The 15,745-nt window shown below is 50.3% G+C and carries 11 protein-coding genes; 2 read left to right on the top strand and 9 right to left on the bottom strand.

Annotated elements, in window-relative coordinates; translation table 11 throughout:
• Positions 1–205: 205 nt before the first annotated feature.
• Both secDF and QVO99_RS06055 read left to right on the top strand, forming a co-directional pair.
• The gene (secDF, locus tag QVO99_RS06060) at positions 206–3,169 is read left to right on the top strand and encodes a protein translocase subunit SecDF (RefSeq protein WP_441295406.1); all 2,964 of its coding nucleotides are present in this window, start codon (positions 206–208) and stop codon (positions 3,167–3,169) included.
• A gap of 229 nt (positions 3,170–3,398) precedes the next feature.
• Complete coding sequence (locus tag QVO99_RS06055) at positions 3,399–5,396, top strand: helix-hairpin-helix domain-containing protein (RefSeq protein ID WP_288176998.1); 1,998 nt, start codon at positions 3,399–3,401, stop codon at positions 5,394–5,396.
• Between the two features lie 27 nt (positions 5,397–5,423).
• Here QVO99_RS06055 and QVO99_RS06050 read toward each other — a convergent pair whose 3' ends face one another.
• The 9 genes from QVO99_RS06050 to QVO99_RS06010 all read right to left on the bottom strand — a co-directional run bounded on the left by QVO99_RS06050 (position 5,424) and on the right by QVO99_RS06010 (position 15,338).
• Positions 5,424–6,602, bottom strand: coding sequence for an ATP-binding protein (locus QVO99_RS06050; protein WP_022316705.1), 1,179 nt, complete (start codon positions 6,600–6,602; stop codon positions 5,424–5,426).
• 214 nt (positions 6,603–6,816) lie between these two features.
• The gene (gene murI, locus QVO99_RS06045; protein WP_022316704.1) at positions 6,817–7,656 is read right to left on the bottom strand and encodes a glutamate racemase; all 840 of its coding nucleotides are present in this window, start codon (positions 7,654–7,656) and stop codon (positions 6,817–6,819) included.
• Between the two features lie 79 nt (positions 7,657–7,735).
• The gene (locus tag QVO99_RS06040) at positions 7,736–8,239 is read right to left on the bottom strand and encodes an OmpH family outer membrane protein (protein WP_022316703.1); all 504 of its coding nucleotides are present in this window, start codon (positions 8,237–8,239) and stop codon (positions 7,736–7,738) included.
• A 177-nt stretch (positions 8,240–8,416) separates the two neighbouring features.
• Positions 8,417–8,917 (bottom strand): OmpH family outer membrane protein, encoded by a 501-nt coding sequence (locus QVO99_RS06035; RefSeq protein WP_022316702.1) that lies wholly within the window; start codon positions 8,915–8,917, stop codon positions 8,417–8,419.
• A 112-nt stretch (positions 8,918–9,029) separates the two neighbouring features.
• Positions 9,030–9,545: an OmpH family outer membrane protein gene (locus tag QVO99_RS06030; RefSeq protein ID WP_022316701.1), complete on the bottom strand. Its 516-nt coding sequence runs from the start codon at positions 9,543–9,545 to the stop codon at positions 9,030–9,032.
• A 27-nt stretch (positions 9,546–9,572) separates the two neighbouring features.
• Complete coding sequence (locus QVO99_RS06025) at positions 9,573–12,194, bottom strand: BamA/OMP85 family outer membrane protein (protein WP_022316700.1); 2,622 nt, start codon at positions 12,192–12,194, stop codon at positions 9,573–9,575.
• A 47-nt stretch (positions 12,195–12,241) separates the two neighbouring features.
• The gene (locus QVO99_RS06020; protein ID WP_022316699.1) at positions 12,242–12,997 is read right to left on the bottom strand and encodes an isoprenyl transferase; all 756 of its coding nucleotides are present in this window, start codon (positions 12,995–12,997) and stop codon (positions 12,242–12,244) included.
• Positions 12,990–13,688, bottom strand: coding sequence for a DUF6089 family protein (locus QVO99_RS06015; RefSeq protein WP_044074311.1), 699 nt, complete (start codon positions 13,686–13,688; stop codon positions 12,990–12,992). The genes QVO99_RS06020 and QVO99_RS06015 overlap by 8 nt, the downstream gene beginning before the upstream one ends.
• Before the next feature lie 201 nt (positions 13,689–13,889).
• On the bottom strand, positions 13,890–15,338 hold the full coding sequence (locus QVO99_RS06010) for a DUF6242 domain-containing protein (protein ID WP_022316697.1): 1,449 nt from the start codon (positions 15,336–15,338) through the stop codon (positions 13,890–13,892).
• Between the last annotated feature and the right edge of the window lie 407 nt (positions 15,339–15,745).

Here is a 15,745-nt window from a genome sequence, read left to right as displayed (position 1 = left end):
ATTGTGCTTTCTCACACGGAAACCATCATGCCCCGACAAGAAACTTCACGTATCAAAGCCTCGGGGAGCCCCTGCGGAGTCCCGCTTCAGAGCAGCAAGGCAATGATGCAGGATATATCTGAAAAACTATAATTAAATCAATAAAAACAAAATGCAAAACAAAGGAATTGTAATTGTACTGGCAGTCTTGATGACCCTTGCAAGCATCTTCTATTTGTCTTTCTCCGTTGCCACAAACTATTATGACAGCGAGGCAGCAAAGATAAAAGATCCTATTGCTCAGCAGGATTACAAAGACTCAGTGAAGTACCTCGGCATTTATTCCTACCAGAGATGTCTCGAAACCCAGATCGGTCTGGGTCTTGACTTGAAGGGCGGTATGAATGTTATCTTGGAGATTTCCGTTCCGGACGTAGTGGAGACACTGGCTGACCACAAGACAGACGCTGCCTTCGTGAAGTCTATGGAACAGGCTAAGAAGGAGGAAGAGACAAGTCAGAGCGACTTCATCTCTCTCTTCATCAAGTATTATCGTCAGAACGCACCTGGCCACCGCCTGGCAGAAATCTTTGCCACACAGCAGCTCAAGGGACAGGTAAGCACCCAGAGCTCCGACAAGGAGGTGGAGAAGGCTCTCCGCTCACAGGTGCAGTCGGCTATCGACAACTCATACAACGTCGTTCGCAACCGTATCGACAAGTTTGGTGTCGTACAGCCTAACATCCAGAAGCTCGAAGGCCAGGAAGGCCGCATCATGGTGGAAATGCCTGGTGTTCGTGAGCCTGAGCGTGTGCGCAAGCTCCTCCAGGGTAGCGCAAACCTTGAATTCTGGGAGACATACAACAGCGAGGAAATCACTCCTTACCTGCGCCAGCTCGACCAGACAATGGCTAACGGCGGCGAGGTGAAGAAAGACACCGCTGCCACTGAGAAGAAGGACGACGCTGCCGAGAAGGCTGAGGTTGCCGAGAAGACTTCTCCTGCAAAGCTCAAGGTCAACGCCAACAAGAACAGCGCTGCCAAGGCTGCTGCAAGCTCTGAGAGTGCACAGATGGCACAGGCAAAGAAGACAAATCCGCTTCTCGCAGTTCTGCAGCTCGCGCCACAGGGTTCTCTCAGCGTTGTTGGTTATGCCAACGTGCGCGACACTGCTGCCGTGAACAAGATTATCTATTCTGCTGCCGCAAAGCAGGTTCTGCCTTCTGACCTCAAGCTCCTTTGGGGTGCGAAGCCGGCTGACGGACTTTCTGTAAAGAACGTTTATGAGCTTTATGCACTGAAGGTTACACAGAGCAACGGCCATGCTCCGCTCGAAGGTGACGTGATCACCGACGCCAAGGATGAGTTCGACCAGATGAGCAACCGACCAAGCGTAAGTATGTCGATGAACTCTGACGGTGCACGCCGCTGGGCAGAGATGACAAAGGCAAACATCAACAAGGCTATCGCCATCGTTCTCGACGGTGCCGTATATAGCGCACCTCGCGTAAACGGCGAGATTTCAGGCGGTAACTCTCAGATTACAGGTAACTTCACCATTGAGGACACCAAGGACTTGGCAAACACTCTGAAGTCCGGACGTATGCCTGCTCCGGCACGTATCGTGCAGGAAGACGTGGTTGGTCCTACACTCGGTGCACAGTCAATCCAGCAGGGTCTCATCTCATTCGCCGTGGCGTTCATCCTCTTGATGCTCTACATGGTTCTCATGTATGACTTCATCCCTGGTATGATGGCAAACTTTGCTTTGCTCGTCAACCTCTTCTTCACACTCGGAATCCTGACGTCGTTCCAGGCGGCGCTTACGATGCCTGGTATCGCCGGTATCGTATTGACACTCGGTATGGCGGTCGACGCTAACGTGCTTATCTATGAACGTACGAAGGAGGAGCTTCGCAAGGGCAAGGCTCTGCGTGAGGCTATCAAGGCTGGTTACGGAAATGCCTTCTCGGCTATCTTCGACTCCAACCTCACCTCTATCATCACTGGTGTTATCCTGTTCGTATTCGGTACAGGTCCTGTACGTGGATTCGCCACTACTCTTATCATCGGTATCTGCTGCTCATTCTTCACCGCAGTATACCTCACACGCCTCATTTACGAAAACCGCCTGGCTAAGGACAAGTGGCTGAAACAGAACTTCACCACACGTCTCTCCCGCAACTTCTTGCAGAACAACCACGTGGGCATCATGAACATGTATAAGAAGACCTTCACAGTAGTTGGTATTCTCATTGCAGTATTCGTGGTTAGCTTCTTCGTTCGCGGCTTGAGCAAGAGCATCGACTTCACCGGTGGTCGCAACTACGTTGTGAAACTGGAGAAGGCCGTTGAGCCGGAGGATGTGTCAAGAGCTCTGCAGACCTCGTTCCCTAACAGTTCTGTAAGCGCATTGGCATTGGGTACTGACCACAAGACAATCCGTATCTCTACCAACTACAAGATAGAGTCTAACAGCCCTACAATCGACGACGAGGTAGAGGAAATCCTCTTCAAGGCGTTGAGCAAAGAGGGTATGGTAACCCAGAAGAGCGTAGAGGCTTTCAAGAATCCTGACGTGCGTGCCGGTGGTTCTATCATCAGCAGTGCAAAGGTTGGTCCGTCGGTGGCTAAGGATATCACATACGGTGCTATCATCAGCGTCATCTTCGCCCTCATCGCCATCTTCCTCTACATTCTGTTGCGTTTCCGCAACTTGGCATTCTCTCTCGGAGCCAGCGTTGCCCTCGCAATCGATACTGTAGTGGTATTGGGCTTCTACTCACTCCTGTGGAACGTCGTTCCTTTCTCTCTCGAGATCGACCAGACGTTCATCGGAGCTATCCTTACCGTTATCGGTTACTCTATCAACGATAAGGTGGTGGTATTCGACCGTATCCGCGAGAACCTCGGCCTCTACAAGAAGCGCGACTTCTTCACGATATTCAACAACTCTCTGAATGAGACACTGGCCCGTACCGTGAACACCTCTCTCACTACATTGATCGTGTTGCTCTGTATCTTCATCCTCGGTGGTGACAACATCCGCAGCTTCGCGTTCGCAATGATTCTCGGTGTGATATTCGGTACTCTCTCATCTATCTTCGTTGCTGCTCCTATTGCCTACATGACATTGAGCCGCCGCGACAAAGGTCAGCGTGGAGACAAGGCTATCGAAGAGATGGCATAACGGCATCTCTCTGAAATAAGAACCTATCAGCATCACCCATGATCCGGAAGGATTGTGGGTGATGTTTTTTTTTGAGAAATAATCAAGCCCGACCTCTTTGTCCGTTTTTTTCATTACCTTTGTATCATATAAGCTGAAAAGCAACATATTGAATATAATCACAATTCTAATACCATACCGCAACATGCACACAAACGCAAGGTTTAGATCAATAATCCGTAGGTACGGGATGCTTGTCATTCTGTTTCTCGCCGTTTCTCTCTGCTCATCGGCACAAGAGGAGGCTACATCACAGCAACACGCCTGGCAGGCGATTATAGGCGAAATGATGGACGACAGCGACGAGGATGTGGCGCAGTGGGAATCCATGTACGATGCGCTGTGCGACCTCGAACAGTCGCCGGTTGACATCAACCACGCCACCCGCGAGGACCTTGAGCGCATACCATTCCTCAGCGACGATGAGGTAGCTGACATCCTGGAATATATATACCGAAACCAGGAGATGAAAACCACAGCCGAACTCGCCATGATACGGTCTCTGACATTCACCAACCGACGGCTGTTGCCATACTTCATAGTGATAACTCCCGTGGAGAAGCGCAGCTCACTGACGCTCAAAAACATCATCAAATACGGTGAGAACATCCTCACCGCCACCGGCAACATTCCTCTCTACGAGCGGAAAGGTGACAAAAACGGGTATATGGGATATAAATACCGCCACAGCATTCGCTACGAATACCGCTATACCGACAATTTCAGACTGGGCATCGTGGGAGCGCAGGATGCCGGCGAACCGTTTTTCTCTGGCCGCAACAGCATGGGCTACGACTTCTATTCATATTATCTCTCTATAAGGAAACTCGGACGCCTCAAGGCTCTCACTCTCGGACGCTACAAGGTGAAGATGGGAATGGGATTGCTCGTGAACAATGATTTCTCGATAGGAAAGACCACCTCAATGGCTTCTTTCAACAAGGCGGGAACTGCCATCCGTCCGCATTCCTCACGGTCATCCGGCAACTATATGCAGGGCGGTGCCGCCACGGTGAGGATTTCTCCATGTCTCGATCTCACTGCTTTCGTATCATACCGGTATATCGACGCCACGCTGAACAACGACGACGGTTCTATAGCCACGATACTGAAGACTGGATACCACCGCACGGAGACGGAGATGAAGAAGAAAAACAACGCTTCGCAGTTTGCCGCCGGAGCGAACCTCTCGTTCATGAAGTCGCATTTCGTTGGCGGCGTGTCGGCATACTACACGAGCCTCGACAAGCGCCTCTGTCCAAACACCAATTCGCTGTACCGCAGATATTATCCCCAGGGCGAACGTTTCTATGGCATGAGCGTAGACTATGGCTACCGCAGCGGACTGTTCTCCTTCAGGGGAGAAACGGCAACGGGAAGCAGCCACGCATGGGCTACGATAAACACGATGTCATACCGCCTGGCGTCTAATTTCACCATGCGCCTCGTGCAGAGATATTATTCATACAAGTATTATTCGCTCTTCTCTCAAAGCTACAGCGACGGAGGAAGGGTGCAAAACGAAAGCGGAGTGTATGTGGGGGCTGACTGGAAGCCCTTTGGCGGTCTGCTGCTGAGCTATTACGCCGACGCAGCTTATTTCCCGTGGGCACGGTATCAGGCATCAACGGCATCTCGTTCTTTCGACAACATGTTTTCTGCCGTTTACACCACAGGTCGTCTCACGTTGACAGGACGCTACCGGCTGAAGAAGCGGCAGAAAGACAATGCCGACAAGACGGCACTGATTTACAAGACAGACCAGCGTGCTCGCCTGGCGGCACTATACGATGGCGGCAGCTGGAGCATAAAGGCTCAGATAGACGGCACCACAACGGTATTCAAAGAGCGCAGCAACGGATATATGGCTTCTCTCGGCGGTGGCACCACGGCAATACGCCGCTTCGCCATCTACGCCACATGCGGATATTTCCACACCGACGATTACTACAGCAGCATATACAGCTATGAACGCGGCATGCTTTATGATTTCTCCTTCCCGTCGTATTACGGCGAAGGAATCCGCTATGCGCTCATCGTCAAGTATATGCCCACCAAGCGTCTATACGTGATGGCAAAGGCTGGCACGACCGATTATTTCGACCGTTCGCAAGTGGGAACGGCACTGCAACAGGTGGATGCATCATCTCTCACCGACATACAGTTGCAGCTGCGTTGGAAATTCTGAAATAATTTGGAGTTCCACAGATTGGAATCAATACAATAGTCCGAAACTCCATAACGGGAGTATATCACCATTTGCATATTCCATATCATCCCTCACCACAAAAGCATTTTCAACATCCCTTATTTGGCGGTGGCTTTTCTTTGCTCCTCCAATCTCAAAAGTATATTTACCTATGGCGAAGTCTGATACCTTGGAAGATGTAACATCACATGCCAGACGGGTCTGGTTGTAAAAGAACGTTTCCCTGACATTACCTATGTTGGCATTCTCGCCAGATATGGCATATATCAGATTGGTGTTGTCAAGATAAACCTTTTCCACCTTTCCCAAGCCTCTCATTCCGCCTGTCTCATCGCGCAACTGACCTATCATACCTGCCTTTTCCATATATAGCAGATAAGTAGGGATATCATTTCTGCTCACCTTTATTTCATTTGCCAGACCTGTAGCCTCCGGCTTGTAAGGCACATTAGCGGCTATGATCGTCAGCATCCTACGTAATTTCTTACCCGTAGCTGGCGACATATTAGCAAACTGTGGTATGTCTACTTCCATAGTAAGGCGAACCACCTGTTGCAGTCTCTGCTGCACATAGCCTTCTTCTGCGAATGGATAATAGCCTTCACGCAAATACTTGTTGAACAATGGTATGGGATGGAGAATGCCTTCGATACGTGTATTGCCATCCAACACATCCTCAAGACTCCTGACTGGTGTCTTGATGCCATGAAACAATTCGAGGTATTCACGGAAAGACAGCCCCTGCATATCAAACAGTAATGCACGCCGACTCAAATCGGCTTCACCCTCAAGAATATCAAGTACTGAAGAACCAGTAAAGAATATATGCAGCTCTGGATGGGAATCATAAATCTGCTTCAATTCTCTCGACCAGCCGTCATATTTATGAACTTCGTCTATAAACAGCCATTTACCACCTTCTCTCACAAACTCGTCAGCTGTATCCACAAAGGTATGCGTGGTGAAATAACTGTGATCTGCCGATATGTAGAGAGTTTGTTGCTGATCTGCCTCTGCCATCTCCTTGATTCGCTGCAGTATCATTGTTGACTTACCGACACCACGCGGTCCCATCAACCCTACGAGCCTTGCCTCCCAAGGCAACTTCTCATACATATAGCGTTTGAAGTCTAAACTTACAAGACTTAACTGTTCGTTCATGAAGTTAACAAGTGTAATATCCATATCCGTATTATTTTTATACCGCCGAAGTTGGTTCCATAATAAAGTTTGCACTCTCCAAAGTGCATATAATACCACAAAATGCACCTTCCAAGGTGCACTTAATTACAAGAAATGCACCTTCAAAGGTGCATATTCCGGATTCATCTGCACTTTCCAAGGTGCAAACATAAGATTTTAAAATGGGAAAAGCAAGAAAATCGGGAGAAATTGTTGTTTATCCCAACACGACACGCTCCACATCGATATCCTCGTTGAGGAAGAGCTGTGCTGACTCACGGAACTTCTCTGCACTCTCTGTAGTGAGATAATGGCAGGTGCCGTGCTTGGAGCAGCGCATATCCATCTCAGGATGACGCATGAGATAGTCTTTCAGACTGTTGGCGACATATTCGCCCTGCGGCACGATGCGCACACCACGCGGCACATACTTCAGAATCTTGTTCAGAAGCAGCGGATAATGGGTGCAGCCGAGGATGATGGAGTCTATCTGCGGGTCGCGGCGCATCAGATTGCCGATGCGCTTTTCCACGAAATAGTCGGCACCTGGACTATCATATTCGTTGTTTTCTATCAGCGGCACCCACATGGGGCATGGCTCTCCCGTCACGGTGATGTCGGGATAGAGCTTGTGTATCTCCATCACATAGCTCTCGCTCTTGATGGTTCCGGCGGTAGCAACGATGCCCACGTGGCGCGACTGCGTGATGCTGCCGATACATTCCGCCGTGGGACGTATCACGCCGAGCACACGGCGGTTGGGGTCTATCTGCGGCAGGTCATTCTGCTGTATCGACCGCAAGGCTTTGGCGGAGGCGGTGTTGCAGGCGAGGATGACGAGATGGCATCCCATGCTGAACAGTTTCTCCACTGCCTCACGAGTGAACTGATATACGATGTCGAACGACCGTGGACCATACGGAGCACGGGCGTTGTCGCCGAGATAGAGATAGTCGTACTGCGGCAGCAGCTGACGCATCTGATGAAGGATGGTCAGTCCGCCATAGCCGGAATCGAACACTCCGATAGGACCTGTTTTACCTGTAGATTCAATCATAGTAGTATGATGTTTATATGATTGCAAACCATAGTTGTTACGCAATTGTTCCCAATCAGTCTTATAGACCGGTTGGGGATTATTTCAGTGCGTCAGCGATTATCACGCTGATGTCATCGCCCTTGGTACTGTCAACATACGGGCAGGCGTCGCCGTCGGTATTCAGCACGAAGGCATAGCCACGCTCCATACCGATTTTCTTTACCGTTGCATTGAGCTTACGCTTGAGAGGAGCGAAGGCATCGTTTTCTGCCTGAGAGAGCAGACGCTTGGCTTCCTCCTTGAACTTCAGGTTCTTCTGTAACAGTTCCTGCAGCTCTGCCTGACGCTTGTCGAGGATGGCTGGAGCGAGGGTGCGCTGGTTCTCGAGAAAGTCCTCATATTTGGCGTTGAACTCGTCTTCTGCCTTCTTCAGTTCGTTGTCATACTGGTTGCGCAGCTTGTTCACATTGGTGGCAGCCAGCTCATAGTCGGGCATCGACTTGAGGGCTTCGCCATAACTGAAATAAGCGAACTTGAAATCCTGTGCCTCAGCAGCAAAAGCGAAGATGGCAACGAAGAGAAATAAGAAAATTCTTTTCATAATCTGATAGGTATTGTTGATTTAAAGCAGAATGTGTCAAAAGCAAGGAGCGTTATAAGGCGCAGTCCTCTACTTTTGACACACTCCGTATGTAATATCTCCACGGTGACTGCACATGACAGACTTCAGACTTCCGTCATCCGCCTCATTCACTGTCCACCGTATTTGCGGTCTGTATTACTTCAGCTTGTTGAGCTCAGCCTTCACGTCAGCAGTAACGTCCTTGCTGAGAGTGTCGCTGATGTATGGAATACCGCTTGAGAGGTCCATGATGTAAACATAACCGCCAGCCTTGCCAACGTTCTTGATGGCGTTCTGGAGCTTTGTAACGATAGGCTGGAGCTTCTCGTTCTGGAGCTTCTGGATAGCCTGAGCGTTATCCTGCTGAGCCTGCTGGAACTTCTGGTAGAGGTCCTGCAGAGTAGCCTCTGTCTCCTTGCGCTTGGTATCGTTCATAGTAGCCTGAGTCTTGTCATACTCCTCAGCCTTCTTCTGGATTTCTGTCTGCATCTCCTTGAGCTGGTTGTCATAGACCTTTGCCTGACCCTCAACCTCAGCGCGTGCCTTAATGAACTCTGGCAGGCTCTCCATAACGGCCTGTGCGTTGACATGTCCGAACTTCTGTGCGAATGTTGCGATAGGAGCGAACAACATCAACATTAAAATCATTTTTTTCATTTTCGTTGTTTATTTGTTTTGTTATTAATATTATTCTTGTCTTTCCACGTTTTCTCTGTGCGGTGCAAATGTAATATGTTTTTTATTACCCACCAAATAATCCATCACCAAATCAGTTGGCTGAATATCCGAGCTTGGTAAGCACCTCATTGCTGATGTCCACCTTTGGCGAAGCGAAGATGATGCCGGTGTCTGAAGCACGGTCGAGCACGAGGGAATATCCGCGCAGCTCGCTGATGTCCTTCACGGCATTGTATATCTCCTCCTGTATAGGGGTCATCAGACTGGTGCGCTTCTTGAACAGTTCGCCTTCCGGTCCGAAATATTTCTTTTTCAGTTCGCTTGCCTCTTTCTCCTTGGCGAGGATGGCTTCCTGACGGGCTTTCTTCTGCTCCTGCGAAAGGAATACCGACTCGTTCTGATAGTTCTTGTAGAGCGTCTGCACCTCTGTGCCCATGGCGTCGACTTCTGCCTGCCATTTCTTTGCCACCTGAGAGAGCTGCTCGTTGGCACGCTCATAGGCAGGGATATTCTTGAGGATATACTCCATATCGACGAGAGCGAACTTCTGTGCGCTCATGCCCAATGCTGAAACCAGCATCACGGCGATAAACAATAGTTTCTTCATTGTGTTAATATTTTCTTTATCCATTATTTAGAACTCCTGACCGAGGATGAAGTGGAACTGCGATCCGCCTCTCTTATACGATGATCCGTTGAGCACCTTGTCGAAACCGTATGCCCAGTCGATACCCATCAGTCCCACCATCGGCAGATAGATACGCACACCGATACCGGCAGAGCGCTTCATGTCGAACGGGTTGAACTTCTTGGTGTCGCTCCAGGCGTTACCTGCCTCCACGAAGGTGAGCCCGTAGATTGTGGTGTTGCCGAGCAGGAACGGATAGCGAAGCTCCATGGTGAAGCGGTCGTAGGCATAGCTGTTGTATCCCACCGTACCGTTCTCGTATCCACGGAGTCCGATGGTCTCTTCAGCATAACCTGAAGAGTATCCGCTCATACCGTCACCTCCCACATAGTATGTTTCGAACGGTGACTTCTTGTGCTTGTTGTATGATCCCAGGAGTCCCATCTCGGCGCGTGCCATGAGCACGAGGCACTTCTGGCCATTGGTGAGGGCAGTGAAGGTACGTGCCTTGAACTTCCATTTGTGATACTCCACCCAACGGTATTTCTCCTGCTGCTCGTCCTTGTAGTTAGGCGACTGAGGGTCGGTGGCAAGGTTGGCATAGTCTTTCTTCTGGAACTTTGACCATGGCGGAGTGATTGTCACAGAAGCCTGGAACTCTGATCCACGACGTGGGAAGAGCTGGTTGTCGGTAGATGTTCTTGAGAGCGAGAGCGAGAAGTTGAGGTTGTTGCAGTTACCGTCTGTCACGATGAAGTACTGCCAGTTCTTCAACATATATCTCTGGAACGACACCTCGGCCGAGAGGGTGAAGTAGTCGTCAGGCCAGCGCAGGCGCTTGCCCCATCCCACTGATATTCCGAACAGCTCCACATATTTGTCTGGGTCGAGATAGTTCTCGTAGTTAGGGTTGTATGAGCTTCCGTATCCGTAGTGGTTGTAGTAATAGTTGTTCATCAGCGCACTGCTGTAGTAGTTGCTGTTCACGTCGGTCTGCTTTGAGAAGTATGCACCGACGGTGAACTGTATCGGTCGCTTGCCTCCGAACCAGTTTGTGGAATATGAAGCGTTATACGACTGATAGTATGAACCGTTGGTCTGGGCGCCGAGCGAGAGTGTCTCTCCGTCGCCGATAGGCATGATGCCGCGGTGCTCACGGTTTTTGTTGAACAGGTTGCGCATCGAGAAGTTGTTGAGCTTCAGTCCTACACGACCGATCACACCGGTCTGTCCCCATCCGAGCGAGAACTCCACCTGGTCGTTTGACTTCTGCACGAGGTCGTAGGAGATGTCCACGGTTCCTGTTTCGTAGTTCGGCTTCACGTCTGGCTGTATCTGCTCCGGGTCGAAATGTCCCATCGATGCGAGCTCACGGGCAGAACGCTGCAGGGCATCCTTCGAGAAGAGGTCGCCTGGCTTTGTGCGGAGCTCACGGCGTATCACGTTCTCATAGAGTCTTGTGTTGCCGTTGATGCGCACTCTGCTGATATGCGCCTGCTGTCCCTCGAAGATTCTCATCTCCAGGTCGATGGAGTCGCCCACGATGTTCACCTCTGTCGGCTGCAGGTTATAGAAGAGGTATCCGTCGTTCCAGTAGTTGTTGCCCACGGCGTCCTCATCTTCGCTGAGTCGTTTGCCGAGCAGCTTCTGGTTATACACATCGCCCTTCTTCATGCCGAGCACACGGTTGAGATAGTCGGTGGTGAATACGGTGTTGCCCACCCATGTGATGTTGCGGATATAGTATTTCTTTCCTTCTGTGACTTTCAGATATATGTTCACATGCTTGGGGTCGTTTTCCCACACGCTGTCTTCCAGTATTGCGGCATCGCGGTATCCCAGCTCGTAGTATTTGTCGAGCAGCGCCTGCTTGCCTTCCTTATATCTCTCCGGCGTGAACTTGGTGGCTTTCAGGAAGCTCGACAGTTTGCCTGCCTCACGGATCTTGCCGAGGGCGCCCTTCGAGAAGAGTCCACCCTTTATCTTCTTGGTAGACAGTTGTTTGTTGCCATCGATGATGATGTTTCTCACCTTTATCTTCTCCTTCTTGTCCACATCAACATTGAGGATGACCTGGTTCTTGTTGGAGATGTCGTCAATCTGGGTTATCGTTATCTCGGCATTGTTGAAGCCCTTGTCCTTGAAGTATTTCTCGGCGAGGGTCTTCGCTCTGTCGAGCATGTTTGGAGTTATCTGGCTGCCTTTGAGCAGTCCGAGTTTCGTCTCCATGTCTTCTCTTTCCGATTTCTTCACTCCCGTGTAGTTGATTACCGACACACGCGGACGGGTGGCAAGATAGAAATGCAGGAATATCTTGTCGCCGATGATGGAGTCGGCGGCTACGGTGACCTTTGAGAAGAGTCCATGGCGCCAGTATCTTTTCACAGCGTCGGTGATTTCCTGTCCCGGCACAGATATCTCCTGTCCCACGGTGAGTCCTGAGATACCTGTCAGCATATAGTCTTCGTATCCGTCCACACCTGATACGGCGATGCCGGCGATGACGCAGTTGCGTGGTGATCCAGCGTATGTTATGTCTGGGTTTACGATCTTCTCCTGTGCACAGGCATCGGATGCCATTATCACCGCTGCTATGCACAACAGCACTTTCTTTAATAACTTATTCATCGTTGTTTATGTCGTATAATCTTTTGTCTTCTTGTTCTCCTTTTGCCTCAGTTTTCCTCCTGTTCCACCTGCTCCTCTGTCTTTCCGAAGCGTCGCTGCCTTGACTGGTAGCTGGCTATCGCCTTGTGAAGGTCTGCCTCGGCGAAGTCGGGCCAGTATGTGTCGCAGAAATAGAGTTCTGAATATGCTATCTGCCATAGCAGGTAGTTTGATATGCGCAGCTCTCCTCCGGTGCGTATCAGCAGGTCGGGGTCTGGCATGAAACTGGTGACGAGATGCTTGCTGATGAAGTCCTCGTTGATGTCGTCGGCCTTGGCTTTTCCTTCTGCCACGAGCGTTGATATCTCCTTCACCGCCTTCGTTATCTCCCATCTTGACGAGTAGCTGAGGGCTATGACCATTGTCATTGCCTTGTTGTCGGCGGTATGGTCTATGGTCTCCTGCAGTTTCTTCTGCACCTCCTCCGGCAGACGGTCGATGTCGCCGATCACCTGAAAGCGCACGTCGTTCTTCATGAACAGCTCGTCTTCCAGTGCCGTGAGCACGAGTCCCATGAGGGCTGCCACCTCGTCGGCAGGTCTGTTCCAGTTTTCTGTGGAGAATGTATATAGCGTGAGGTATTTCACTCCAAGTCTCGTACACTCCGATGTTATTCTCCTCACCGATTCCACTCCGGCCTGATGTCCGTAGCTTCTCTCCTTTCCTCTTTCCGTAGCCCACCGTCCGTTACCATCCATGATGATGGCGATATGCTGCGGTATGCGCTCCATATCCAGGGGTATAATGTTCTGGTTGTCAGTCATATTTGTCACTGTTGCAAGTTCTACATTTCTGCATGAAGCTGTATGTCAGCGTCAGCTGCAGAGCCGAGTAGCAGTCGGTGTTTTTAAACAGTCCGCTACTCTTTATCATATAGGGGTCCTTCACTCCGTCAAGCTCATCGCTGAGGGAGAAATGGATTGCCCATTCCAGTCCGAGGTTCACCCGCTTTCCCAACTTGTATTTCACTCCCACTCCGAGCGGGAAGTTTCCGGTGAAGACGCTCTTGTCGCTTGTCTTCACGTATGTGGCTCCAAGACCGAGAAACACGAATGGCGTTATCTTCTGCGCCCCTCTGTAGTCACGTCCCGTGCCATAGGGCCAGAAGTTGTATTCGTATGTCAGCGAGAGGTCCATCAGCGTGTTGCTGAAGCTGTATTTCTCCTGCTGATAGTCGGGATAGTATGTCTTCTCCCCGTCGGAGTCGCCTTTCAGCTTGCCGTAGAGGAGATTAAGTTTCAGTCCCATATATGGATTGAACACGCGGCGCAACACGAGGGATGCTCCGGGCTGTGCGTTCTTTGCCACGCTCCCGTTGAAGTCGCCCTCATAGCTCACCAGTCCCACACCGGCTCCTATCTCCATCTTATACATGTCGTCTTCCTGTGCCTGCATCGTCAGCGGCAGCAGGAGGAGCAGGAGAAGCAAAGCCCATCCTCGTTCCGCGAGCCTCATCACTCCTGCAGAGCGTGCTTCACGGGGCGCAGCATATAGGATATTCTGGATATGCGATGTTGTCATTTTATATGTTTTCTGCCTTCTGGGGCTGTATATTCTTTACACCTTATTATATATTAGGCATGGCGTTCGGCAAACCGGCCTTTCGCCGGCTGGCGGATACCATATCCGCCCATGCTCTGTGAATTTCTAAAACGGTCACTCGCTGAAAGCCGTCTGTTCGGTCTTCCATCCGAGGCGGTTGATGCGCATCTTCCACACCTGTGCCGTAGAGGCACTGATTATCCACACGTTGTTGTATTTGTCTGTCGTCATGCTCAGCGTATTGGGGTCCACGTCCTTCGGCATGTCGGCTGGCAGTGTGAAGAGTGTGCTCTTATGCCATGTCAGGCCCTGGTCTTTGCTGAAATAGAGCTGTGCGTATGGCTGTGCGGTGCTGCCGCCGAGTCCTGCGCCTCCGATGGCATAGAGTCTTCCGTCGTATCTCACCACTGAGAGTCCTGCCATATTAGGCAGTTCCTTCTTGTAGTTTCCTTCATATAGCGACCATGAGTATGAGTCCTGTTCCTCGCTGTAGTCTTCAATCTTTCCCCACACCACGGCGGCGGTGTCTGCCTTTGCGGAATTTCCCACCATCACGAGTCGGTCCACGCCTTTATTCGTCGTCGAAGGCATGGTGCAGAAGCTGATGCTTCCGGTAGGCAGCAGGTTCTTGTCGCCGTCGAGTGCCACGTCGGTCCACACCTCGCCGTCTTTCGACGATGCCATACCGTTCTGTGTGATGGCATAGAGTTTTGTTGCTGACGCTCCCACGAGCTGCTTCAGGTTTTCCACTCCCTGTACATTCACGTTCTGCCATTCAGCTCCGTCTTTCGACTTGAACATAATGCCGTTGGTGAGCATATATATCCACCCGTCGAGTGTCGCCACATTCTTGTAGGCATCCGGCGAGAACACGGTATTCACGTTGGGCGTCACCGTGTTCCAACGGCTGTTGTCGTTGATTCCCTTGCGCATTACGAACGAGGCGGCTCCGTCGTTGACCATCGCAAACACTTTTTCGCCCATGGCGAAGATCTTCACTCCCTTGTATTTGCCGAGGTCTGGAAGGATGTTCGACACATCTTCTCTCTGCCACTCAAAGGAGTCTGCGAGCTCTTTGTGTACGCGGATTTCCACGTTATAGTCTCTGTATGACTGTCCGTCGGTGGAATACACCCTGAACACTCTCTTGTCTTTGAAGTCGATGGAATCGTTTCCGGTGAAATAATCGAGGGTGTCGCTTGCCATTCTCTTTACATACACCACTCCGGAATTCTTGCTCGCCAACGAGCATACAACCTTGCTCACGGCGGTACCTGCCGGCAGCGAGTCGGCATTATATATCTCACGCTTCAGCTGGTCGATGGTGAACTTGTATTTGCTTCCGTCTACCGTTGTCGTGCTGTCGGTACCGTCGACGGTGGATTTCAATGCCTCACCTTTGTTGTTGAGGTATGTCCTCGTCAGCGTTCCAACGGAAAACGAGGTGAGGGCGGCATCGCCGTAATATGTGATTTTGATGCTGTCATCTTCGTCGTTGAGACATGAAGCGAGCATCATGACTCCTGCCAGAAGCAGCGTGATCGGGAATAAGTTTCGTTTCATAAGAATCTTTTAGTGTAATTTAGCTGCAAATGTAGTCAGAATAATCGGAAAATCTACCTTATATAATGCTTTATTATATAAAATAACCGTTTTATTGAGTTTTTTTAGTCAATCGACGCACGATTCTTATGACACAAGCCGACTTTTACAGGTCTTTTAACCCAAATCGGCAATCTGAACTTGCTGGGAATTTGATTAGCACCTGATATCCGTTAATCCGTAAACAGCTGATCTCAGTGTATGATTAAAGAAAAAAATGGATAAACCACAAGGGTGATGAAGTCCAATCTTAACTCAATACCAATACCAACTACTCTGAATATTGCATTCAGCCCCCACCTAACCTCCCCCGAAGGATAACCCATTGACCTTCACCAAGGACAACCCATCCTGACCTTCACCAAGAC

It is taken from the genome of Prevotella sp. CAG:592, from assembly GCF_000436015.1.
GTDB lineage: Bacteria > Bacteroidota > Bacteroidia > Bacteroidales > Bacteroidaceae > Prevotella > Prevotella pectinovora.
This window is presented reverse-complemented; position numbering and strand designations above follow the sequence as displayed.